The sequence below is a fragment of the Nocardia neocaledoniensis genome (assembly GCF_029868625.1).
Taxonomy (GTDB): Bacteria; Actinomycetota; Actinomycetes; order Mycobacteriales; family Mycobacteriaceae; genus Nocardia; species Nocardia neocaledoniensis_A.
This window is the reverse complement of sequence record NZ_JARWOJ010000061.1, coordinates 1-22,411: the sequence shown is the minus strand read 5'-3', so window position 1 is coordinate 22,411 and position 22,411 is coordinate 1. Positions and strand designations below refer to the sequence as shown.

The following is a 22,411-nucleotide window of genomic DNA, read 5'->3' as shown; positions in this document are numbered from 1 at the left end:
GCTCTCTCCCTACAGTAGATAGATCAGCGCGAACAGCACGATCCACAGCACGTCGACCATGTGCCAGTAGACGCCGATGCCTTCGAGGAGCGCGAGGTCGTTCGGGCCCGTGCCCGGGCGCCGACACCGGAACGCGGCGATGGTGAGCCCCAGCAGGCCGACGAGCACATGCACGAGGTGGATGCCGGTGAACACGAAGTAGTACATGAAGAACTCGCGCAGTGCCGGGTCGATGCCCGCATCCAGATGTTCGCGGTACTCCACCACTTTGAGCGCGGCGAACACCGTACCGAGGGCGATCGCGGCCAGGTACCCGCGCCGCGCGGCGGTGAACCGGCCGTCGCGGGCGGCGGCCAGGGCGAGCGCGACCGCCGCGGAACTGGTGATGAGCACGGTCGTATTCGTCAGCCCGATGGTCTGATCCAGGTGTGCGCGACCGAGTTCGAACAGCTCGGGCCGCTGCCGGTGGTTCCAGCCCCACACCCCGAAGAAGATCCCGAACACCGTCAGATCGCCGAGGATGAACAGCCAGAGCTCGGGCTCGCCCGGGGCGCGGCGTGCGGCGCGCTCCGCGACGGCGGTGGCGCTCACGCCGCCGATCCCGCCGCGTGCTCCGCCGCGGGATCGCCCGCGAAGTGCTTGTTCACGATGGGCACCAGCACGAACGGCGTGACCAGGAAGAAGGCGATGAACAGGATCGCGGGAATCCAGAATCCGATGAGCCCGTTCCAGGCGAAGGGTCCGTCCTGGAAGAAGAACACCAGCAGCTCGGGCAGGTACAGCACCGAGATCCACAGGGTGAAGTAGCCGAACCACCGTGGCGCGATGGGATTCTCGCGCGGACTCACCACCAGCACGCCGTACGCGATCAGCACCCACACCATGAGGAACATCGGGATGCCGCCCATGAATTGGAGGAACGCGTAGTCGCTGGCGTACTGCACGAGCGCGGGATCGCGGTCGGTGCGAAACGCGGCCATCGCGAAGGAGAAGGGGGTGTAGAAGTTGAAAACAAGGTAGGTCGCGAGGGTGAACCCCATCATGAGGGTCAGCATCCCGGTGTGCCGCTCGATCTTCCGGGTCACCAGCACCAGCAGCGCCGACACCGGGAACAGGAAGAACGTCGAACACATCATCAGCACCGCGGCCAGCATCAGCGGGAGGTGCCGCTCCTGGAACTGCGCGGCGACCTCCGCGGGACCGGCGCCCGGCGGGATCGGGGGGAAGAAGCGGGCGACCAGCAGCCAGCCCGCGCCGAACACGCCCAGATAGAGCAGCCCGCACCACGCGCCGAAGCGCTCCAAGAACCGATTGTCCATGTCATCTCCTCGGTCGTACCTGGTGTGTGTGACTAGTGGTAACAATTAGTATTGACTATTCGGTAATATAAAGCGCGCAGGTGGGCGCGTCAATGGGCGATGGGGGCGTGCGGCGAATTGAACGAATGGCGGCTTTTGGTAAGTTACCGGTCGTACAGCGGCTGTTTCGGCGGCCGCGTGGACGGGCGAGGAAAGGCCACCGCATGCCGCGAACCGTGGGAACCAAGGGGATGCCGCGCGCCCAGCGGGAGGCTCAGATCCTGACCGCCGCCGCCGAACAGATCGCGCACGTGGGCTACGCGGGGCTCTCGCTCGGCGCGGTCGCCGAACGCGTCGGCGTCTCGAAACCGTTGGTGTACTCGTATTTCGGGACCAAGGACGGCCTCTACTCGGCCTGTGTGACGCGGGTGGGTGAGGACATCGCCGATGCCATCGAACCGGTCCTGGCCGGCCCGCCGGAACTGGCCATGGCCGAGGCGACCCTGGTCGCGATCTTCGGCGTGCTGGCCGAGCGGCCCTACCAGTGGAACGTGCTGACCGACCGCACCCACCCCGCCGACGGACCCGCCGCCGACGCCGCCCGCGCCGCCCGCCGCCGCATCGCCGACCAGGCGGCGCGTGGCTCGGCCGCGGTGCTGACGGCCCGCGGTGTCACCGACCCGGCCGACCTGTCCGCCATGGCGGAGGTCTGGATGGGGATGGTCGGCGCGATGGTGTCCTGGTGGCAGCGGCATCCCGAGGAGAGTGCCGAGGCCATGGCCGCCCGCAGCCAACGCCTCATCGCCGCCTTCGGCTGACCCCGGCCGCCGGCTGAGCGGGTTCACAGCGGGATCGGCGCGGGCCATGTCACCGGCGACAATCCTGCGATACCCGACCCACCAGAGCGGCTCCGTCACCGCGCCGGTTCTCCTAGGGTGGGGGACGCTTCAGTTCCCCGGGCGCTGGTTTGGAGGTTTCGGTGCCACCCAGAACGACGAACAAACGGAAGCAGTCCGGCCAGGCGCGGCGACTGCCCTCGCAGGACCGGGCGCGGGAGACGCGTGACCACATCCTCGACACCGCGGCCGAGTTGTTCGGCGCGCACGGTGTCGAGCAGACATCGACCAATCGCATCGCCGCCGAGGCGGGGGTCAGCATCGGCACGCTCTACCGCTACTTCGCGGATCGATCGGTGATCGTCGACGAACTGCTCGACCGCCTGCTCGCCGATCTGGAGCGCGGCTTCACCGCGCGCGCCTTCGAATTCGCCGGGCCGGCCACGGAAGTCACGGTCGAGTACTGCGCGGGAATCGTCAGCGAGATCCTGGCGATCTTCGCCGACATCCTGGTGGCGAACTCGGCGCTGCTGCGCGCGCTGATCGGCGGCGTCCAGTTCTACAGCACCGGCCTGCCACAGTTCGAGCAACGGTTGCGGCTGATCGTGAAGGTCGTGCTCATCCAGGGGCTGGGACCAGCCGATGATCGCTACCTCGACACCGTCGCCTTCGTCTTCATCAACACCGGCTTCGCGGCGGTGGTGCGGGCGGCGGCCGACGAGGTGTCGGAGCGGGAACGGGTCGACGCCATCGCGATGACCGCGCGCATGATGGGCACCTGGCTCGCGGCGGAGGTCGAGGCCCGCGAGGGCGCCGCGTCCTGAGCCGACGTGACCGGTCACAGAAAGATGCCCGAAGTGATACCGATCGGTCGGTGCGGCGGCAGAATGTGGGTCCGACAGCGCGAGGAGGGAATGTGGCGGAGCGACGCGTACCGACGGGGCGGGTCTCGCGAGGCACCCGGTTGGGGCGGCTGGCGGCCGGGCAGGCCGCGCGCGGAGTGGGGACCCGGCTGGCGATGATCGGGCGCACCGAACAGGCCAGGTCGGTGCTGGCGCAGCGGTCCTCGCTGCGGGCCGCGCAGCAGATCGTCACGGTGCTCGGCGGGATGAAGGGCGCGGCGATGAAGCTGGGCCAGATGGTGTCGGTGCTGGATCTGGACCTGATCCCCGAGGACTATCGCGAGATGTTCCGGGTCAAGCTGGCCGAACTGCTCGACAGCGCGCCGCAGGTGCCCTTCGCGGAGATGAAGGCGGTCGTCGAGGCCGATCTCGGTCCCCTTCGCGGGGTGTTCGCCGATTTCGACCCGGAACCGGTCGCCTCGGCCTCGATCGGCCAGGTGTATCGGGCCCGCCTGCACGACGGTCGGCTCGTCGCGGTGAAGGTGAAATATCCCGGGGTCGACCGGGCGGTGCGCGCGGACATGCGCAACCTGCAGTTCTTCAGCGGACTGTGGAAATCGTTCCTGCCCAGCGCCGCCGACACCGGCGTGCTCGACGAAATCGCCAGGAACATCACGGCCGAACTGGACTACCGGCGCGAAGCCCGCACCCAGCACCGGGTCGCGAACCGCTACCGCGGTCACCCCCTGATCATGGTGCCGGACAGCATCGGCGAATTCTGCACCGACAACGTGCTGGTCACCGACTTCGTCGAGGGCCGGGCGTTCCAGCAGATCCGTGCGCTGCCCGCGGCCGATCGCGATCGTATCGGCGAACTGGTGTACCGCTTCTACATCACCGGCATGTTCGTCGACGGCGAGTACTGCGCCGACCCGCATCCGGGCAACATCCTGCTCGCCGATGACGGCCGGGTCGGCTTCGTCGACTTCGGGCTCTACAACACCATCGACCGCGCGCATCTCGAGCTCGAGCGTCAGGTGCTCTGCGCGGCAGCGGATTTCCGTGCCGACGAGGTGTATCGGCTGTGGTCCGAACACGGCATCGTCGATCCGCGCGGTGGGGTGAGCGCGCAGGAATGCCTGGAATACGTCTGGTCGGTGACGGGCTGGCATCTGCTCGACGAGGAGGTCACCGTCACCCCGGAGATCGCGACCAGCGCCGTCGTGCTCGCGACCGATCCGCGCGCCTCCGAGCATCACGATGTCCGGCACCTGCTGCTGCCGCCCCAGCATGTGTTCTCCCGCCGCGCCGACCTGTTCACCCTGACCGCGCTCGGCCAGATCGAGGCGACCAGCAATTGGCACCGGCTGGCCCGCGAATGGCTCTACGGCGAAGCGCCGAGCACCGCGCTCGGCCGCGAGATCGCGGCCTGGCGAGCCGGATAGGCGCTAGGCCTCGACGGCCGGGTCCTCCCCGCGATATCCGCGCGCCAGGGCCGCAGTGATCGTCGCGCGCAGCTCACCGAGCAGCTCGGCCCCGAGGTGCGGAGCCGCCGTCGTCAGCGCCTCCTGCGCGTCGCTGTCGACCCGCTCGAACGGAATGCCCTGCGCCGCACACCCGCCCGCGGCGGCGGCGAGCCGGTCCATGAGCAGGTGCGTGGTCGTGCCGGGTTTGCCCAGCAGCGCCAGTTCGACCTGGATCGCGATCGAGACGATGAGCGGTGTGCGATCGGGTCCGGTGCCGTGCCGATCGGCGGTGGGATCTGCCATGACTGCTGACCATAAGGCGCCGACGCCGAGCGGGGTGCCGATGGAAATTGTTCTGCGCCAAGGAACGACGCCGCCGTCGCCGCCACGTGTAACCCGACAACCCGCGCGTCCGCGCCTGCGCGAACGGCACTAGTGTCGGGTGTCAGGGAGGGACATGATGATGATCGATTTCGTTCCCGACAGGGAGCTGTATCCGTTCGACTCACGCTGGTTCGACTCGTCCGCGGGCCGGGTGCACTACGTCGACGAGGGCGACGGTCCGGTGCTGCTGTTCTGCCACGGTGCGCCGACCTGGAGCTTCCTCTACCGGCACCTGGTGCGGGAACTGCGGGACAGCTACCGGTGCGTCGCGGTCGACCAGCTCGGTTTCGGATTGTCCGAGCGCCCGGCCGGATTCGGCTACAGGATCGCCGAGCACACCGCGGTTCTCGGTGAGCTGATGGATCATCTGGGGCTCGACGATGTCGTCGTGATGGGTCAGGACTGGGGCGGAGCGATCGGCCTCGGCGCCGCCACGGTCCGCGCCGATCGCGTGCGCGGGATCGTGGTGGGCAACACGGTGTTCTGGCCCGTGACGGCGAAGCTGAACCGGGCCTTCAGCGCGATCATGAGCAGCGCGCCGATGCGCCGCCGGATCCTCGAACGGAACTTCCTCGTCGAGCAGGTCCTGCTGAAGGACCTGCGGCGCGTGCTCACCGCAGCCGAGGCCGACCACTATCGAGGTGTGCAACCCGATCCGGCGGCGCGCCAGGCGCTCGCCGTGACACCGGGGGAGATCCGCGCCGCGGGACCGCTGTTGGCGCGCCTCTCCGCGGAGGTGCCCGCCGTGCTCGGGGACAAGCCGGCGCTGGCGGTGTGGGGGATGCGGGACAGGGTGTTCCGGCCCGCCGACTGCCTGCCGCGCGTCAAGGCCGCGTTCACCGACCTCGAAGTGGTCGAGTTGCCCGACGCGGGCCACTTCGTCCAGGAGAACGCCCCGGCCGAGATCGCCGCGGCGATCAGGAGGCGGTTCCCGTGAGCTGACGGGTGGTCGGCTCGGCGGCACGGGAGCGGCGGCGCGGTGGCCTGGTGTGGAAGCTGCGCGCGATCATCGCCGAGCGCAGCTGCCACAGGCCCGAGCACTGCGTGGGGTCGAGGCCGGTGAGCTGGGCGACGCGGCGGATGCGGTAGTCGACGGTGTTGGTGTGGATGTGCAGCAGCCGGGCGGTGCGCTGCCGGTTCATGTTGTTGGCGATGTGCACCCGCAAGGTCTCGTACAGCTCCGGGTGGTCGTCGAGCGGGCGCAGCAGCTCACCGAGTTCGGCGCGACCGGGGCCGGGCCGGGTGAGCTGGTACTCCAGCGCCAGATCGGTGAACCGGTACAGGCCGGGGGCGGCATCGAGCCGTTCGACCATGTCGAGCAGTTCGTGCGCGCGTTCGGCCGCCGCCGGGATCTCCGCGGTGCGGGCGGGCACCAGTGCCGCCATGATGTCCACCCTCGCGGCCCGCGCCAGCGCGTCCACCAGTGCGTCGAGTTCGTCTTCGGCCAGCAGATCCGCCGGAATCAACAGCGTGCCGCCGTCCACCGAGAGCAGGGCCAGCGCCCGTTCACCACAGCGTTGCGCGAGCGCGGTCTGTACCCGGCGCAGCTTGCGCCGGGCGACGACGGCGCCGTTCATCCGGCTGTCGCGCTCGTCGGGATGCTCCTGGATCCACAGGGCCAGCACCGAATACGCTTCGGCGACGGCGATCCCGGACTCGCGCGCGGTGGTAGCCGTCGGCTGACCGGCCAGCAGCGCCGAGGCGAGAGTGTGCACCGCGGCGTGGTGCTCGCCGGCGACCTCGCGGTGTTCCCGGATGTAGGCGCGGGTCACGGTGGTGCACAGCAGGTCCGAGGTGGACACGGCGGTGCGGAAGCCGTCGAGCAGACTCGCGTCGTCGCGCCGGGCGGCGACCAGGTCGAGGGCGCGCCGCAGCCCTTCGTGAAAAGCGTGCAGGATGGTGTCGATCGGGACGCCGTCGTGCGCCCAGCCCGCGGCGGCGATCGCGACCCTGGTCATCTGCTCGGTGGTGTCGTGGCCGTCGAGCGCGCTGCGCACGACGTCGACGCACATCGCGATGACGCTGTCGCCCGCGACCGCGGCGCCGGGCAGAGACCGGGACACGGCGGGGTTCTCGGCGCGTCGGCCGACCAGCCGATCGGGGTGGATCCGAACATCGCGCAGCGGCAGCGTGCTCGGTGGGCCGTCCAGGTGGATCGTCATCGTCGACTCCTCCTCGTTCTCTGTCCGGACGACTGTAGGTTGAGCGACTGCTCACCTTCTACTTTTCTTTTCAACCTCGTGAAGAACGCGGACTCGAGCTGTCTACCTGCGTAAATGGCTGGTCGCCTGACGGCAGGGATACGCGCGGTATGGCTTTCGGAAGCCGATACTCACTTTTCGGCCGAGAGCTGTTGTGGCGGGCACCAGCCGCGTTCCGGCGGCCATGGGAACGTGCCCAGACTCGTCGGGTCCCGCCGCGCCCGCCGCGATCCCGCCCTACCTTCGGCGACCATGGCTATCGATCTCCCGCGCGCCGCCGTGCTGGCTGCCGCCGCGGTACTCGGCTTCTGCGGTGGGGTCGCCTCGGCGGCGCCCGCGATTCCGGTCGACGCGCCGATCCCGGTGCGCGCCATGGCCACCGCCCGGCCGGCCGAGAACGGATCACGCCTGGTCACCGCGCGCGAAGGGCTGGGCCGTCTGGTCGACATCACCGTGCACTCGCAGGCGATGGGCCGTGCCATCGACGTGGAAGTGCTTCCGGCGGCGGACAGTTCGCGTCCGGCGCCGGTGCTGTACCTGCTCAACGGTGTCGACGGCGGCACGGACACCGGCCGGTACACCGACGGCAGCAACTGGCTCACCAAGACCGATGTCGAGCAGTTCCTCGCCGACGAGCAGGTCACGGTGGTGATGCCGGTCGGCGGCGGCGCCAGCTTCTACACCGACTGGCTGGCCGACGATCCGCGCCTGGGCAGGCACCGCTGGACCACCTTCCTCACCGAAGAGCTGCCGCCGGTGATCGATTCGGCGTTCCACGGCACCGGCGCGAACGCCGTCGCCGGGCTGTCGATGGCCAGTGCCGCGGTCTTCCAGCTGGCCATCGAGGCACCGGGCACCTTCCGCGCGGTGGCCGCCTACAGCGGCTGTGTGCGCACCAGCGATCCCGCCGGGCAGGCGCTCGTCGACGCGGTGGTGATCGGGCGGCAGGGCAATCCGCTCAACATGTGGGGTCCACCGACCGATCCGCGCTGGAGTGCCAACGATCCGTATCTGCGCGCCGCCGAACTGCGGGGAACCGAGGTCTACGTGGCGACCGGCAACGGCTGGCCGGGCTCGCTGGACACCCTCGACGGGCCGGGCATCCACCACAATCCGGTGAAACTGGCCGACCAGCTGCTCATCGGTGGCGTGCTGGACGCGGTGGCCAACCTGTGCGCGCTCCAGCTGCGGGATCGGTTGCGGGAGCTGGCGATTCCGGCGACCTTCGACCTGCGCCCCAGCGGCACCCACTCCTGGGGTTACTGGGAGCAGGACCTGCACCGGTCCTGGCCGACGCTCGAGGCCGCGCTCAACCGGTGACGCGGACCGTCCCGTCGACCAGCGGCAGCGTCCGCAGTCCGGGCCACCGCGCCGACCACGGTGCGACGGGTTCCCGGCACAGCCACACGCCGACGCCCCGGTTCACCCCGGGGAAGCCGAGTTCGTCGTCGACCCGGGCCAGCGGTGTCGTTTCGCGGAACCCGCTGTCCAGTCCGATCTCCGGGCCGTCGACGCCCACGTAGAGCACCGCCGTCGCGCTGTCGGGCGGCCCACCGAAGTATCCATAGCCCCGATTCGGACTGAACACCGCGGGCAGGCCGCGCTCGGCGCCGAAATACTCGAGTGCCGCCGCCTGCCAGTAGTTCTGGGTCACGATCACCATGTCCGCGCGGTTCTCCGCGGGCAGCGCGCGCTGGACGTCATCGACGGTCGAGACCAGCTCCGCCCAGCCGCTCGGCCCGAAATAGACACTGCGCGTGTGGATCTGCGAGTACCGCTCGGTCGGCTCGGCGAGCCGGGACTGCGGCAGCGGCACGGCGACGACCAGGGCGACGCAGATCGCCGTCGCCGGCGCGAGCAGTGCGCCGCCGACGATCCGCAGCCGCCGGGTGACCCCGAGCTCGGTGAGATAGACGACGCCGGCGGCGAACAGCCCGGGAAACGCGCCGGCCACGAAGTACGGTCGCAGACCGCCGAGCACCACGCCGCCGAGCCCGATCGCGATCATCGGGATCAGGAAGAAGTACGGCCGGAACCGCGCCGACCGCAGTCCACCCCACATCCCGGCCAGCAACAGCAAGCCCAGCGCGCCGGTCACCTGGATCATCGTCCACGGCATGGCGAGCAGCCCGGCCGTGGCCAGCTGCTCCTCGCGCACCACCGCGCCCATCGGCAGCTGTGGCCAGCCGTTGCGGTGCTGCCACAGCAGGATCGGCACCGCCGACACCGCGAGTATCCCGGACCCGGCCCACCACGCGGGCGACCGCAGCATGCCGCGCGGACCGAACACCAGCACACCGGCGGTGAGCCCCGCCCACACGATCGGGATCAGCCACTTGACCTGGAAGTCGATGGCCGCCACCGCGCCCGCCGCGACCAGCAGCACGTCGTGGCGGGTGCGCACCCAGCGGATCAGCAGCCACACCACCACCGCGGTCAGGGTGATGTCGAGGGCGAAGGTGCTCAGCATGGCCGACTGCATCACCGCCATCGGCGTCGTCGCGTAGGCGAGCGCGGCGATCGTCTGTGGCCATCGCCCGCCCCCGAACTCCCTGGCCATGACGGCGCTGAGCACGATGGCCAGCACGGTGCACGCCACCGCGGGCAGGCGCAGCGCGACCACCGACCCCGGTGCCAGCAGATCGGCGAGCGCGGCCAGCAGCGGCACCAGCGGGCCCTGGTCGGCGTAGCTGACCGACGGCCGGTGCCCCGCGGCGACGAAATACAGTTCGTCCCCGCCGATCTGGTAGCGGTCGAGGCGTGCGAGGAACAGCGCGCCCGCGAGTCCGGCCACCGCGGCCACCTCGCGCCACGCGAACGGCGGCAGGACCTCCGTGGGCACCGCGCGCACCTCGGGCAGGTCCGCGCGGAAGGTCACGACGTCCTCCGCGTGTCGGAATCCGTGTGGGACACCAGCTCCGCGGTGTCCGGCGGCGGTGCGCCACGGTGCCGCGCGCGTGGCATCCAGGACGGTGCCCACCAGCAGGCGTCCCCGAGCAGTCGCATGGCGGCGGGGACCAGCACCACCCGCAGCAGCGTCGCGTCGATGAGCAGCGCCGTCACCAGGCCGAAGGCGATGTACTGCATCATCAGCAGATCCGAGAACGCGAACGCGCCGGTGACGACCAGCAGGATCGACGCCGCCGCGCTGATGATGCGCCCGGTCTGGGCCACCCCCGCCCGCACCGCCTCGGTCGTCGTCGCGCCCGCCGCCCGCGCCTCGACGACGCGCGAGAGCAGGAACACCTCGTAATCGGTGGACAGCCCGTAGACCACCGACACGATCATCACCAGGATCAGCGACATGATCGGCTGCGGCGTGAAGCCGATCAGCGCGGCGCCGTGCCCCTCGATGAAGACCCAGGTGAGCACACCCAGCGTCGCTCCGAGTCCGAGCAGATTGAACGCTGCCGCCTTCAGCGGCAGCACCAGCGAACCGAAGGTCAGGGCCAGCAGCGCCGTCGTGGCGAGGAACACCAGGGCGACCATCAGCGGCAGCCGCCGCACGAGCGCGTCGATGCTGTCCTGCTCCACCGCGGGCTGCCCGCCGACCAGCAGGGTCGTGCCGCTCGGCACCGGCATCGACCGCAGATAGCCGACGGTCGCGTCGACATCGCGCGCCGAGGTCAGCACGGTCTGCGAGGTGAGCACCTGCGGCTGGAACGGTGACTGCATCAGCGCCGGGAACGGCGCTGCCAGGCCCGGCGCGTGATTGGCCGCGGCCAGCACGCGATCGGCCGCGGCGGGGTCGAAGGTGACGACGACCAGATCGATCGGGTCGATCTGACGCAGCGGGAACAATGCGTCGAAATGCTCCTGCGCCACGCGGTTCGGATGCTCCGGTGGCAGGAACCGCTCGCTGATCGACCCGAACGCCAGATGCTGCACCGGCAGGATGAGCAACAACAACCCGAGGCACACCGGAAGGGCCACCGCCAGTGGCCTTTTCATCACCGCGCCGGCCAGCCTGCCCCACCTGTTCCCGGCCGCCTCCGCCGGGGTGGCGACGCGGCGGAACCAGCCGACACCGAAGCGATCCACCCGGCGACCCAGCACCGCGAGCAGGGCGGGCAACACCGTGAGCGAGGTCAGTGCCGCCAGTGTGAGGGTGATGATCGCGCCGTAGGCGAACGACCGCAGGAAGCCCTGCGGGAACACCAGGATCCCGGCGGCCGCCACCGCGACGACGGTCGCCGAGAAGAGCACCGTGCGGCCGGCGGTCGCCATGGCGCGGCGCACCGCGTCGTCGACCTCGCGGCCCCCGGCCAGTTCCTCCCGGAACCGGCTCAGGACGAACAACCCGTAGTCGATGGCCAGGCCGAGCCCGATCATCGACACCACCGGGGAGGCGAACGAATTCACCTCGACCACGGTCGTCAGCAGCCGCAGGACACCCCACGCGCCGAGCATGGTGAGCCCGCCGACGACCAACGGCAGCGCCGCCGCGACCACCCCGCCGAACAGGAAGAACAGCAGCAGTGCCACCACGGGGATCGCGAACAGCTCCACCCGCCGCTGATCCTGAGCCATCGTGTCGTTCAGCGCGCCGGCGACCGGCTGACCCCCCGCGATCTCCATGTCCACCCCCGGGACGTGCAGCGCGTCGGCGACGTGGCGGAAGTTGCGCATCTGGGTGGTCGCGTCGGTCCCGCTGACGGCGACCGAGGCGAAGGCATGGCGGCGGTCGGGAGTGCCGAAGACGTCGGGCAGGGCCAGCCCGGTGTCGGTGGGCCAATACGCTCCGTTGACCCGGTCGATCCGGTCCGGGAATCGTACCGGCAGGCTGTTCAGATGCGACACGATATTCGCGGCGAACGCGGCATCGTCGATCGTCGAGCCGTCCGGGGCGTGGAACAACAAAATCACATCGCCACTGTGATCACGCCCGAATGCCCGATCCCGTAATTGCGCCGCGCGCACCGATTCCGAGGACGGATCGTCCCAACCGCTCGAACTCACCGCGCCGCCGAGGCCGAGGCCGTAACCCCCGAGCGCGAGTAATCCGGTCACCATCACGACGATCACCAGGTAGCGCCGGCGCACCACGAAATCGGCCCACTGTGTCAACTCGGCGAACACGCCCGCCTCCTGCCTTCTCGCTGGTTGGTCGGGTCGAACATGTCAGGAGTTCCGGGGGCGACGACGAGGAAAACGCAAGGTTCCGGCCGGTCACAACGCTGCGCGGATTCCCTTGTGATCCTTACCTTTCGCCGCCGCGGCGGCCGGATTGGGCACCTTCACAACACTTCACGCCGGGGCTCGTCGGAGTTTCCAGACGTCGGGTTTCGGGCCGACGCCGTCGCGGTGTGCTCCTACGTTTGGCACAGCGGTCGAATGCGGGAGACCGCGCCGAAATTGGCCGTGGCGCCGGGAGGAAATTGCGTGTCGGATATTGCGATTGTTGGCATCGGATGTCGGTTCGCGGGCGGCATCGATTCGCCGGAGAAATTCTGGGATTTCGTCGTCGAGAAGCGGGACGGGGTCGTCGACATTCCGGCGGACCGGTGGGATCACCGCCGCTACTACGATCCCGAACCGCGGACCCCCGGCCGCATGTACACCAAGCGCGGCGCGTTCCTGACCACTGATCCGTGGGAATTCGATCCTGACTTCTTCGGGATCTCCCCGCGCGAGGCCACCGTGCTGGATCCGCAACAGCGCCTGCTGCTCGAGGTCGCCTGGGAAGCCCTCGACGACGCCGGGGTCGCGGGCCGCGCGGCAGGCAGCGACGTCGGCGTGTACGTCGGCGGGTTCGTGGTCGACCAGTCGGTGATCGGCGTGGTCGGCCCGGCCCTGTTCCACACCGACATGCACACCCCTGCCAGCGCCTCCTACACGATGCTGTCGAACCGGATCGCCTACGCGCTCAACCTGGTCGGGCCCGCCATCACCGTGGACACCGCGTGCTCGTCGTCGCTGGTCGCGTTCCACCTGGCCTGCCAGGCGCTGGCCGACGGCGACTGCCGCGTGGCCCTCGCCGGCGGCGTGAACGTGATGCTGCAGCCGGAGACCTTCGTGCTGATGTGCAAGGGCGGCTTCCTCGCGACCGACGGCCGCTGCAAATCCTTCGACGCGACCGCCGACGGCTACGGCCGCGGGGAGGGCGCGGGCATGGTGGTGCTGAAGAAACTCGACGACGCGGTCCGCGACGGTGATCGGATCTACGCCGTCGTCAAGGCCACGGGCGCCAACCAGGACGGCCGCACCACGGCGATCACCGTGCCCAATGTCGACTCCCAGGAGGCCCTCGCCAGGGCCGTCTGCGCGCGTTCGGGGCTGGCGGCCGAGGAGATCACCTATCTCGAGGCGCACGGCACCGGCACCCTGGTCGGTGACCCGGTCGAATTGCGTGCGCTGGGCCGGGTTTTCGGCGCGGCCTCGGGACGCGCGGGAACGGTCGGTGTCGGTTCGGTGAAGGCGACCCTCGGCCACACCGAGGCCGCGGCCGGGGTCGCGAGCGTGATCAAGGCGGCGCTGGCGATCAGCCATCGCACGCTGCCGCCGCAGGGCTGGCTGGACACCCCCAATCCCGACATCCCGTTCGACGAACTCGGCCTGCACGTGCAGACCGAGGCGCAGCCGCTGGCGCCGGACGCGGGCCCGATGTCGGTGGCGGTCAACGGATTCGGTTACGGCGGCACCAACGCCCACGCCATCCTCACCGAGTACGCGGCCACGCCGCACGCCGCGCGGACCGGCGATCACCGGGGCATCCTGCCCATCTCCGCGCGCAGCACCGCCGCCGCCCGCGCGTTGGCCGGCCGGTTCGCCGACCTGCTCGGCGCGGGCGCAGATCCCGGCCATCTGGCAGAGGCGGCGTGGACGCGGATGGCCCACCATCCGTTCCGCACCGGGATGCTGCTCGGCGATTCCACCGCGGATCTGGTGGGGGAATTGCGCAGGTACGCCGCGGGCGAGGGCCGCGACGCCGCGCGGGTCGTCGTCTCCGCCGTCGCGGAACCGGTCTTCGTGTTCTCGGGCATGGGCCCGCAGCACTGGCGGATGGGGCGTGAGCTGTTGGCCGCCGGTGGCGCGTTCGCGACCGCGGCCGCGGAGATCGACGCGGAGTTCCGCGCGGTCGCGGGGTGGTCGATCATCGAGGAGCTGCGGCGCCCCGAGGACGAGTCGCGGGTCACCCGCACCGAGGTGGCGCAGCCGGCGAACTTCCTGGTCCAGGTGGGACTGGTGCGTGAGCTCGCCGAGCTGGGCATCACGCCCGCGGCCATCGTCGGCCACAGTGTCGGCGAGGTGACCGCGGCCTATGTGAGCGGCGTGCTGTCGCTGCGCGACGCGGTGCGCGTGGCCTGCCACCGCGCGCGATTGCAGGCCACCACCGCCGGGTCCGGCGGCATGCTCGCCGTCGGGATGACCAGCGAGCAGGCACGCGAACTGGTCGCCGACGACGCGCGGGTGGACATCGCCGCCATCAACAGCCCCGGCGCGGTGACTCTCTCCGGCGATGTCGATCGGCTGGACGAGATCGCCGAAAAGCTCACCGAGGACGGTGTTTTCGCCCGACGGTTGCGGGTGGAGGTGCCGTATCACAGCCGGCTCATGGCCCCGATCGAAGCCGAACTGCGCGCCGCCCTCGCCGATCTCACCCCGCGCCCGCCGACGGTGCCGCTGTACTCGACGGTGACCGGCGAGCGGGTCACCGAGCAGGTCTGGGACGCCGACTACTGGTGGACGAATGTCCGTCAGCCCGTGCGCTTCTTCGACGCGATCAGCCGCCTCGTCGCGGCGGGCAGCCGGATATTCCTCGAGGTCGGCCCGCACCCGGTGCTGTCGGGCAACATCCGCGAGGCGCTGCTCGACGCCGACGCGCAGGGCACGACCGTCGCCACGCTGGACCGCGAACAGTCCGATTCGGCGAGCATGCGCCGCACCCTGATCGGCCTGCACGCGGCCGGCGTGCTCGACCTCGAGCGGCTGTTCCCCGTCGATCGGCAGGCCACCCCGCACCTGCCGCTGCCGCGCTACCCGTGGCAGCGGACCCGCCTGCACACCGCGCTGCCGCTGTTCGAGCAGGCCCGCCTCGGCACCCCCGGCGGCTACGCCATGCTCGGTGACCCGGACGTGGAGGGCAGACCCGAATGGCTGCTGCAGGTCGGCACCGAGCTGCTGCCGTGGCTGTCCGACCATGTCGTCAACGGGGTGAAGATCATGCCGGGCGCGGCGTATCTGGACGCCGCGCTCAGCGCGACGGCGGCACGGCTCGGAACCACGCGGGTCGCGCTGGAACAGGTCAGGTTCGTCGCGCCGCTGATCATGGGCGCGCCCGACGTGCCGCTGGTGGCGCTGAGCGTGGAGGAGGCCAGCGGCCGCTTCCTGATCAGGTCGCGCAGCGCCACCGGCACCGCGTGGACCGTACACGCGTCCGGGCGCACCCTCACCGGCAGTCACGAGCAGACGCAAGTGGAGGTCCCGGACATCGAGGTCGGCGTCGATATCGACCCGGCCATGTTCTACACCGGGCTCGCGGCGGCGGGGCTGCGGTACGGTCCATCCTTCCGGCGGGTCACCTCGGTGCGCGTCGGCAAGGACGTGGTCGTGGCGACGGTCGACGGCGGCATCGCCGCGGACTCGGGCCACCTCGCCCATCCCGCCGTCATCGATGCCGCGATGCAGTGTGCCGCCATGCTGTTCGCCGACGAACGGATCAACGAGGGCGTCATGGTGCCGGTCGGCGTCGCCGCGGTGCGCCTGCTCGCCGCGCTGCCCGAGACCGTCACCGTGATCGCCCGCCGCGATCCGAAGGCCCGCCTGCGCGCCGACGTGGACATGCTCGACAGCGAGCGCAACCTCGTCGCCCGGCTCACCGGGCTCCAGATCGGCGCGCTCGAGCCCGGTAACGATCCGCTGCACCGCATGGCCGACTTCTATTACACCGAGACGATGGTGCAACGCGAGCCGATCGATCCGGCCGCGCTCGCCGACGCGGGCCCGGCCGCGCTGCTCATCGTGGAACTCGGGGAGAGCCGCCTGACCGTCGACCTGGCGACCGCGATGCCGACGGCGCAGGTCTACGTCGCGCATCCGGCCGATCCCGCGCTCGAACAGGGCCTGCGCGTCCGGCTGCGCGACGCGCGCCGGGGCGAGGAACGGCTGCACGTGTGCGTGGTGGCCGGCGAGGTGACCGACGACCTCGCGTTCCTGTGGGCCATGAAGCGGATCGCGGTGACGATCGACGAGTTCGCCAACCCACCCGTGGAAGGCGGTGCGCCGCAATCGGTGTTCGGTGACGGCGCCGTGCACGTCACCCTGGTGACCGAGCGGGCCTGCGCGCTGCCCGGCGGCACCGAGGCGCCCGACGAACGCCAGGCGGCGCTGGCCGGCGCGCGCCGGGTGCTGCTCAACGAACAGACGCCGCTGCGCTGGCGCCTGATCGATACCGATCCCACCACCCCGGCCGCCGAGGTCGTCGCCGAACTCGCTGTGCCGGGCGCCTTCTCGTACGACAACTGCGACGAGGTGCTGCTGCGCGGCGGCAAGCGCTGGGCGCCGGTGGTGACCAAGCCGCTCGCCGAGCGACTCGAACAGCTCGACACCGCCGAACCGCTGACCGACCCCGAGGCCGACTTCACCCTCGACGTCCCGCGCACCCGGTTGCTGTCGCAGCTGGCCTGGCGGCAGTGCCCGCGGCGGGCGCCGGGGGCGGGCGAGGTCGAGGTCAGGATGCAGGTCATCGGCCTGAACTACAAGGACCCGCTCAAGATCATCGGACTGCTCGGCGAACGGGAACTGGCGCCGACCTATTTCGGCACGGTGCCCGGGATGGAAGGCGTCGGCACGGTCGTCCGGGTCGGGGCCGGGGTGGACGATGTCGCGGCCGGTGATGTCGTCGCCGTCGCGGCGAAGGGCATGATGCGGCGCTATGCCGTGGTCGACCGACAGCTGGTCGTCGCCCTGCCGCCCGGCACCGACCCGGGCCACTGCACCAGCACCATCGCCTTCGGCACCGCCGAGTACGCGCTGCTCGACCTGGCCCGGCTGCAACCGGGGGAGACCGTGCTCATCCACGGGGCCGCGGGCGGGGTCGGCACGGCCGCCATCCAGGTCGCCAAGGCGCACGGCGCCCGCATCATCGGCGCCGCGTCCAGCGCGGAGCGGCGCGCGCACGTGCTGGCCATGGGCGCCGATCACGTCGTGCATTCGCGGTCGCTCAATTTCGTCGACGACGTGCTCGCGCTGACCGACGGGGTCGGCGCCGACGTGATCATCAGCAGCGCGCCGGGCGAGATCTTGCGCCAGAACTTCCACGCCGCCGCGGAATTCGGCCGCATCGTCGAGGTCGGCAAGGCCGACATCTACACCGGCGGCCTGCTGGAACTGGCCAACTTCGACAAGAACCTGGCCTACTACTCGATGGATCTGGACCGCCTGGTCGCGGTGCGGCCGCAGCGGCTGGCCCGGTTGCTCGAGCGGGTGTTCGAGAAGGTCACCGAGGGCACCTACACCCCGCTCCCGTACCAGATGTTCGACACCGAGGACGTGAGCAAGGCCTTCGAGGAGACCCTGCGTTCCTCGCGGCCGGCACGCATCGCCCTGCGGATCGACACCCCGGAACCGGCCGTGCGGCCCGCGCTGCCCGACGTTGAGATCGACAGCGCCGCAGGCTATCTCATCACCGGCGGCTTCGGCGGCTTCGGCATGGCCATCGGTCGCTGGCTGGCCCTGCGCGGCGCCCGGCGGCTGATCCTGGTCGGGCGCGGCGGCGCGAAGACCGAGGAGGCACGCCGCCAGCTCGAGGCCTGGCGCACGGTGGGCGTCGAGGTGGTCGAGGAACTCGCCGATGTCACCGACGCCGCGGCCGTGGCGGGCGTCGTCGCCAGGGCGAACAACCCCGAGCGGCCGTTGCGCGGTGTCTTCCACGCGGCGGGCGCGGTGGCCGACAACCGCGTCGGCGCCATGACCTTCGACGAACTCGACCGCGTGTACCGGCCCAAGGTGCACGGTGCGCGGATCGTGCACCAGGCCGTGGCCGACGCCGGGATCACCCTGGACATGTTCGTGCTGTGCTCTTCCGGCGGGTCGATGTACGGCATCTACGGCCAGTACAACTACTGCGCGGCCAACCTCGCCGTGGAGGCGCTGGCCGAACAGTGGAGCAGGGCGGGGGAGCGGGCGCTGTGCGTCGGCTGGGGGCACCTCTCCGGCGCGACCGGCGGCATGGCCGCCGACGAGACCGCCGAGAAGTACCTGGACCTGGTGGGTTTCGGGCCGATCGACATGTCCGACGCGACAGCCTACCTGGAGCAGGCCCTGCGCCTCGGCGCCACCAGGGCGGCGATCATCCCCACCGACTGGGCCAAGCTGACCGGCACCTTCCCCCAGCTCACGCGCACGGGCCGCACCATCGAACTGGCCAAGGCCGCCGCCAAGGACACCTCCGAACTGGCCAGGCTGCGAGCGGAACTGGCCGCCATGGAGGAAGCCCGCCGCGGTCCGCATATCGCCCGCAAGATGGCCGAGGAACTGGCCGTGGTGATGGGCGTCCCCGTCGAGTCCATCGACATGACCATCCCCGTCCCCGAACTCGGCCTGGACTCCTTGATGGCGGTGGAGCTGGGCGCTCGCGTCACCAAGACGCTCGGCATCGACCTCATGTCGCTGCAGATGGGGCGCTCGTTCAGCCTCGAACAGGCGGGCCCGAAGGTGGCCGAGCTGGTGCTCGCGTCCGAACCGGCGGCCGCCCAGCCACTTCCGGAACCCGAACGGCCCGGAGACGGGACCGACACGGCGCCGCGCGAGCAGCCGCTGGTCGCGGCCCACTGACGACGCGGAAAGGCGAGCACTGTGGTCGACTTCGGACTCATCGACGAATGGGAGCCGGCGCCCGGCAGGCTGGTGACCTGGTTCGCCACCGCGGAATCCACCCGGCTCGCGGCGACGGCGCCGATCCATCCGGCGCCGCCCTCGTTGCAGCAGGAACAGTATCTGCGGCTGGCCGACCGGCACTCCGGCGCGGACTTCCGGTTCTCCGGGCTGTGCCTGGTCATCGCCCGGCTGCCCACGGCCGCGCTGGATCGCGACGCGATGACCAGGGTGATCAACGCGTTCCTGCTGCGCCACGACACCTTCCGCAGCTGGTTCGACATCGACGCCGGTGGCGCGGTGCGCCGCCACCTCGTCCCGGCCGAGGCCGTCGACTTCCAGCCGATCGACTACGGCCACATCGACGATCCCGAGGCGATCCGCACCCACGTCGAGAAGACCACGCCGGGACCGTTCGACTGGGACTGCTTCACCTTCGGCGCCATCGAGCACGGCGAGACCACCACCGTCTACCTCGCCGTCGACCACCTGCACACCGACGGGCTCGGCCAGTACCTCTCCGCCGCCGACTTCGCCCAGCTGTACGCGGCGCAGCTGTGGCCGGAGGCCGAACCGCCCGCGCCCGCGGCGAGCTACCTGGACTATTGCGTCACCGAGCGCGCCTACAGCGACCGGTTGACCCTCACCTCGCCGGGCGTGCGCAAGTGGCTGGAACTGGTGCGCGGCAACGACAACCGGCTGCCCGCGTTCCCGCTCGATCTCGGCAGGCGCGCCGACGGCTACCACCGCAGCGCGCACCGCGGTATCGAACTGCTCGACACCGAGGCGGCCGATCGCTTCGAGGCGGTGTGCCGGGCGCACGGCGCGGAGTTCGCCGGCGGCGTCTTCGCCGCGGCCGCGCTGGCCGACCGCGCGCTCACCGGCGCGGACTACTACTTCGGCATGACGCCCATCAGCACACGCACCTCGGCGGCCGAGAACGCCTCCGTCGGCTGGTACGTCACGCTGGTGCCGGTGGCGTTCCCGCTCGGGCCGCGCACACCCGCGACCCGGGTGCTGGGCCTGGCCCAGCGCGCGTACGAGAACGGACTCCGGTTGGCGCCCACGTCGTTCCATCGCGTGCTCGACCTGCTGCCCGCCGACTCGGAGATCAGGGCCGAGCCCGGCTGGGTGACGCCGATGATCTCCTTCATCGACGCCCGCGACTTCGTCGGCCACGAATTCTTCGACGAGATCGGCGCAGGCGTCTACGCGAACCGGGCCGCGTCCGAGGAGGCGCTGATCTGGATCAATCGACTACCGGGCGGGACGTCGCTGAGCGTCATCTTCCCCGACACCGCCGTCGCGCACGACTCGGTGGGCCGCTATCTCGACGCCATGCGATCGGTGTTCCTGGCCATCGCCGCCGCACCCGACCAGGAGGACCAGTAGTGCACACCGCGTTCCGCGATCCGTTCATCCCCGATGGTGAGAAATCGGTCTACACCGTCGGACTCCTCGGCGAGGCGCCGGGATTCGAGATGACCCACCTGGTCACCCGCGAAAAGGGCGGCTACCGCACCACTCTCGACACCCGCCCGCACGGGCGCGCCCTGACAGACACCGACCTGGCGATGACCATCGAACAGCGCTTCGGCCGCATCGGCGGCCGCCTGCGCGCCGAACAGTACCGCGCGGAAACCCGGTGCGGGCCGACGGTGGTCTCCCGCGAGGAGGCGAACTTCGTCGACACGGTGCACCTCCAATTCGGCGGTCTGCCCGCGCCGTTCCCCCTGAACGTGATGCCCGTCGCCGGTGGCCTGACACTGCTGCGCGGCCTCGACTTCACCGAGGGCCTGGTGGAATCGGTGAGCGTGTGGCTGGCGTTCTCGGTGCACTGGCCGCTGGTCGCGCGGGTCGAGAAGCAGCTCACCGTCGACGTCCCCGCCGGCAGCGTGCCCTGCTGGCAGGTGCGGATGCGACCGGGGTTCGCGCAGGTGAACACGCTGCTGGACAAGGTGATCGGCAGCGTGCTGCCGCCGTTCGTCGCGCATTTCGAGCAGGAGGCGCCCCATCGGCTGGTGCGCATGAGCTTCCCCACCCAACTGTCGCTGAGCGCGCCGCGCGCGGTCATGGAGCTCAGCGCGTGAGCATCGCGACCGTCACGGCGCAGGTGCGCGCGGAGTACGCGGCGTGGCTCGCGTTCGCGGCCTGCCTGATCGCGGTGTTCATGCAGATGATCGACGTGACGATCGTCAACACCGCGCTGCCGGAGCTGACGGCGGATCTCGGCGCGTCCCGCTCGGCGCAGCTGCTGGTGATCTCGGGCTATTCGCTGGCCTTCGCCTGCGCCCTGCTCACCGCCGCCAGGATCGGCGCCGTGCTGGGACGGCGGACGATGTTCCTGGCCTCGGTCGCGGCGTTCACGGCGGCGTCGCTGTGGTGCGGAATCGCCGGTGGCGCCACCGAACTCGTGGTCGCCCGCGTGCTCCAGGGTGCGGCCGGTGCCGGGATGGCGGCGCAGACGATCGCCATTCTCACCGCCGGGTTTCCGCGGGAGCGCCATCCGCTGGTGTTCGCGCTCTACGGTGGCGTCGCCGGGTTCGCCGGGATGCTCGGGCCGATCGTCGGCGGCGCGCTGCTCACGCTCGACCTCGGTGGCTGGGGCTGGCGTTCGGTGTTCCTGATCAACCTGCCGATCGGGGCGTTCGCGTTCGCGCTCGCGTGGTGCTTCCTGCCTGTCGGCCGGGCCGGCGGTAGCCGCACGCTCGACCTCGGCGGCGCCGTGTTGTCGGCGGCCGGGCTGTTCGCGCTCATCTACGCCCTCGCCGAAATCCAGCAGCACGGCTGGCGATTCGGGCTGATCGCGCTGGTCGGCGTTGGACTCGCGGTGACCGCGATCTTCGTCGTGCACCAGCGGCGGCGCACCGACCCGCTGATCCGGCTCGACCTGTTCACCGACCGGCGCTTCCGGATCGGCTCGGTCCTCGTCGCCGCCTTCTTCGGGCTGTTCACCGCCTTCGTCTTCGCCGCGTCGGTCACCATGCAGGACGTCCTCGGCTACACGCCGCTGGTGACCGGCCTGGTGATGACGCTGTTCGCCCTCGGCGCGGGAACCGGCGCCCTCGGTTCGTTGATCCTGGTGCGGCGCTGGGGCATCCGGGCCCTGGCCGCCGGAATGGCGGTCTACGGAGGATGTCTCGGTGCGGGGGCGATCTACCTGTATCTGACCTCCGGCGCGATGAGCGTCCTGCTCACCGCGGGCCCGGTCTTCCTGTCCGGCCTCGGTGTCGGCGTGTTCGGTATCCAGCTCCAGCCGATCATGCTCTCCGGGCTCACCGCCGACCACATGGCCGAGGCCTCGGGCGTCCTGCCCACCGTCGAACAGGTCGGCAACGCCGTCGGCCTCACCGTCCTGACCACCCTGTTCTTTCGCTCCCATACCCTCACCGGGAGCATCACCATGATGGCCGCGGTCGCCGCCGTCGCCCTGGTCATCGCCCTGGCCACCCTGTCCCTTCCGGAGCCCCAGGGCCCATGAGGCCCCTGGACACACGGCGGGGGGGGGGGGGGGGGGGGGGGGGCGCCCCGCCGCCCGGCCGCCGGCCCGCGCCGCGCGGCGGGCCACGG

The 22,411-nt window shown here is 70.6% G+C and carries 15 protein-coding genes; 9 read left to right on the top strand and 6 right to left on the bottom strand.

All coding sequences use genetic code 11. The features are described 5' to 3' along the window. Positions 1-9 precede the first annotated feature (9 nt). On the bottom strand, positions 10-591 hold the full coding sequence (locus tag QH270_RS03785) for a cytochrome c oxidase subunit 3 (RefSeq protein WP_280338914.1): 582 nt from the start codon (positions 589-591) through the stop codon (positions 10-12). Further along, complete coding sequence (locus QH270_RS03780) at positions 588-1,154, bottom strand: hypothetical protein (RefSeq protein WP_348537629.1); 567 nt, start codon at positions 1,152-1,154, stop codon at positions 588-590. Before QH270_RS03780 ends, QH270_RS03785 begins: the two co-directional genes overlap by 4 nt. Before the next feature lie 368 nt (positions 1,155-1,522). Between QH270_RS03780 and QH270_RS03775 the strand changes: the two genes are divergently transcribed. The 3 genes from QH270_RS03775 (at position 1,523) to QH270_RS03765 (ending at position 4,421) form a co-directional block, all read left to right on the top strand. Continuing rightward, complete coding sequence (locus QH270_RS03775) at positions 1,523-2,116, top strand: TetR/AcrR family transcriptional regulator (RefSeq protein WP_280338912.1); 594 nt, start codon at positions 1,523-1,525, stop codon at positions 2,114-2,116. 161 nt (positions 2,117-2,277) lie between these two features. Next, positions 2,278-2,958: a TetR/AcrR family transcriptional regulator gene (locus QH270_RS03770; protein WP_280338911.1), complete on the top strand. Its 681-nt coding sequence runs from the start codon at positions 2,278-2,280 to the stop codon at positions 2,956-2,958. A gap of 92 nt (positions 2,959-3,050) precedes the next feature. After that, the gene (locus QH270_RS03765) at positions 3,051-4,421 is read left to right on the top strand and encodes an ABC1 kinase family protein (protein WP_280338910.1); all 1,371 of its coding nucleotides are present in this window, start codon (positions 3,051-3,053) and stop codon (positions 4,419-4,421) included. 3 nt (positions 4,422-4,424) lie between these two features. On the opposite strand, the gene QH270_RS03760 is transcribed toward QH270_RS03765, so the two are convergent. Further along, positions 4,425-4,745: a hypothetical protein gene (locus QH270_RS03760; protein ID WP_280338909.1), complete on the bottom strand. Its 321-nt coding sequence runs from the start codon at positions 4,743-4,745 to the stop codon at positions 4,425-4,427. A gap of 157 nt (positions 4,746-4,902) precedes the next feature. Between QH270_RS03760 and QH270_RS03755 the strand changes: the two genes are divergently transcribed. Beyond that, the gene (locus tag QH270_RS03755; protein ID WP_280338927.1) at positions 4,903-5,763 is read left to right on the top strand and encodes a haloalkane dehalogenase; all 861 of its coding nucleotides are present in this window, start codon (positions 4,903-4,905) and stop codon (positions 5,761-5,763) included. Here QH270_RS03755 and QH270_RS03750 read toward each other — a convergent pair. Beyond that, entirely contained in the window at positions 5,744-6,988 is a 1,245-nt protein-coding gene (locus QH270_RS03750; RefSeq protein WP_280338908.1) for a PucR family transcriptional regulator, read from the bottom strand. The two genes, QH270_RS03755 and QH270_RS03750, sit on opposite strands and share 20 nt — an antisense overlap. Positions 6,989-7,279: 291 nt before the next feature. Between QH270_RS03750 and QH270_RS03745 the strand changes: the two genes are divergently transcribed. Beyond that, entirely contained in the window at positions 7,280-8,347 is a 1,068-nt protein-coding gene (locus QH270_RS03745; protein ID WP_280338907.1) for an alpha/beta hydrolase, read from the top strand. On the opposite strand, the gene QH270_RS03740 is transcribed toward QH270_RS03745, so the two are convergent. Both QH270_RS03740 and QH270_RS03735 read right to left on the bottom strand, forming a co-directional pair. Beyond that, entirely contained in the window at positions 8,337-9,905 is a 1,569-nt protein-coding gene (locus tag QH270_RS03740) for an ArnT family glycosyltransferase (protein ID WP_280338906.1), read from the bottom strand. The two genes, QH270_RS03745 and QH270_RS03740, sit on opposite strands and share 11 nt — an antisense overlap. Beyond that, a complete protein-coding gene (locus QH270_RS03735; RefSeq protein ID WP_280338905.1) occupies positions 9,902-12,106 on the bottom strand; it encodes an MMPL family transporter in 2,205 nt (734 codons plus the stop codon). The genes QH270_RS03740 and QH270_RS03735 overlap by 4 nt, the downstream gene beginning before the upstream one ends. Positions 12,107-12,409: 303 nt before the next feature. Here QH270_RS03735 and QH270_RS03730 point away from each other — a divergent pair, with 303 nt between their 5' ends. Genes QH270_RS03730 through QH270_RS03715 form a run of 4 tightly spaced genes read left to right on the top strand, consistent with a single transcriptional unit; the run spans position 12,410 to position 22,322 of the window. Then, positions 12,410-18,802, top strand: coding sequence for a type I polyketide synthase (locus QH270_RS03730; RefSeq protein WP_280338904.1), 6,393 nt, complete (start codon positions 12,410-12,412; stop codon positions 18,800-18,802). 21 nt (positions 18,803-18,823) lie between these two features. Continuing rightward, complete coding sequence (locus tag QH270_RS03725) at positions 18,824-20,233, top strand: condensation domain-containing protein (protein WP_280338903.1); 1,410 nt, start codon at positions 18,824-18,826, stop codon at positions 20,231-20,233. Continuing rightward, positions 20,233-20,931, top strand: coding sequence for a hypothetical protein (locus QH270_RS03720; RefSeq protein WP_280338902.1), 699 nt, complete (start codon positions 20,233-20,235; stop codon positions 20,929-20,931). Before QH270_RS03725 ends, QH270_RS03720 begins: the two co-directional genes overlap by 1 nt. Next, the gene (locus tag QH270_RS03715; RefSeq protein ID WP_280338901.1) at positions 20,928-22,322 is read left to right on the top strand and encodes an MFS transporter; all 1,395 of its coding nucleotides are present in this window, start codon (positions 20,928-20,930) and stop codon (positions 22,320-22,322) included. Before QH270_RS03720 ends, QH270_RS03715 begins: the two co-directional genes overlap by 4 nt. Positions 22,323-22,411 lie beyond the last annotated feature (89 nt).

Coding starts and splice junctions, on each gene's coding strand:
- QH270_RS03780 (WP_348537629.1), bottom strand. CDS start 1,154: ATGCTGGCCGCGGTGCTGATGATGTGTTCGACGTTCTTCCTGTTCCCG.
- QH270_RS03775 (WP_280338912.1), top strand. CDS start 1,523: ATGCCGCGAACCGTGGGAACCAAGGGGATGCCGCGCGCCCAGCGGGAG.
- QH270_RS03760 (WP_280338909.1), bottom strand. CDS start 4,745: ATGGCAGATCCCACCGCCGATCGGCACGGCACCGGACCCGATCGCACA.
- QH270_RS03755 (WP_280338927.1), top strand. CDS start 4,903: ATGATGATCGATTTCGTTCCCGACAGGGAGCTGTATCCGTTCGACTCA.
- QH270_RS03750 (WP_280338908.1), bottom strand. CDS start 6,988: ATGACGATCCACCTGGACGGCCCACCGAGCACGCTGCCGCTGCGCGAT.
- QH270_RS03745 (WP_280338907.1), top strand. CDS start 7,280: ATGGCTATCGATCTCCCGCGCGCCGCCGTGCTGGCTGCCGCCGCGGTA.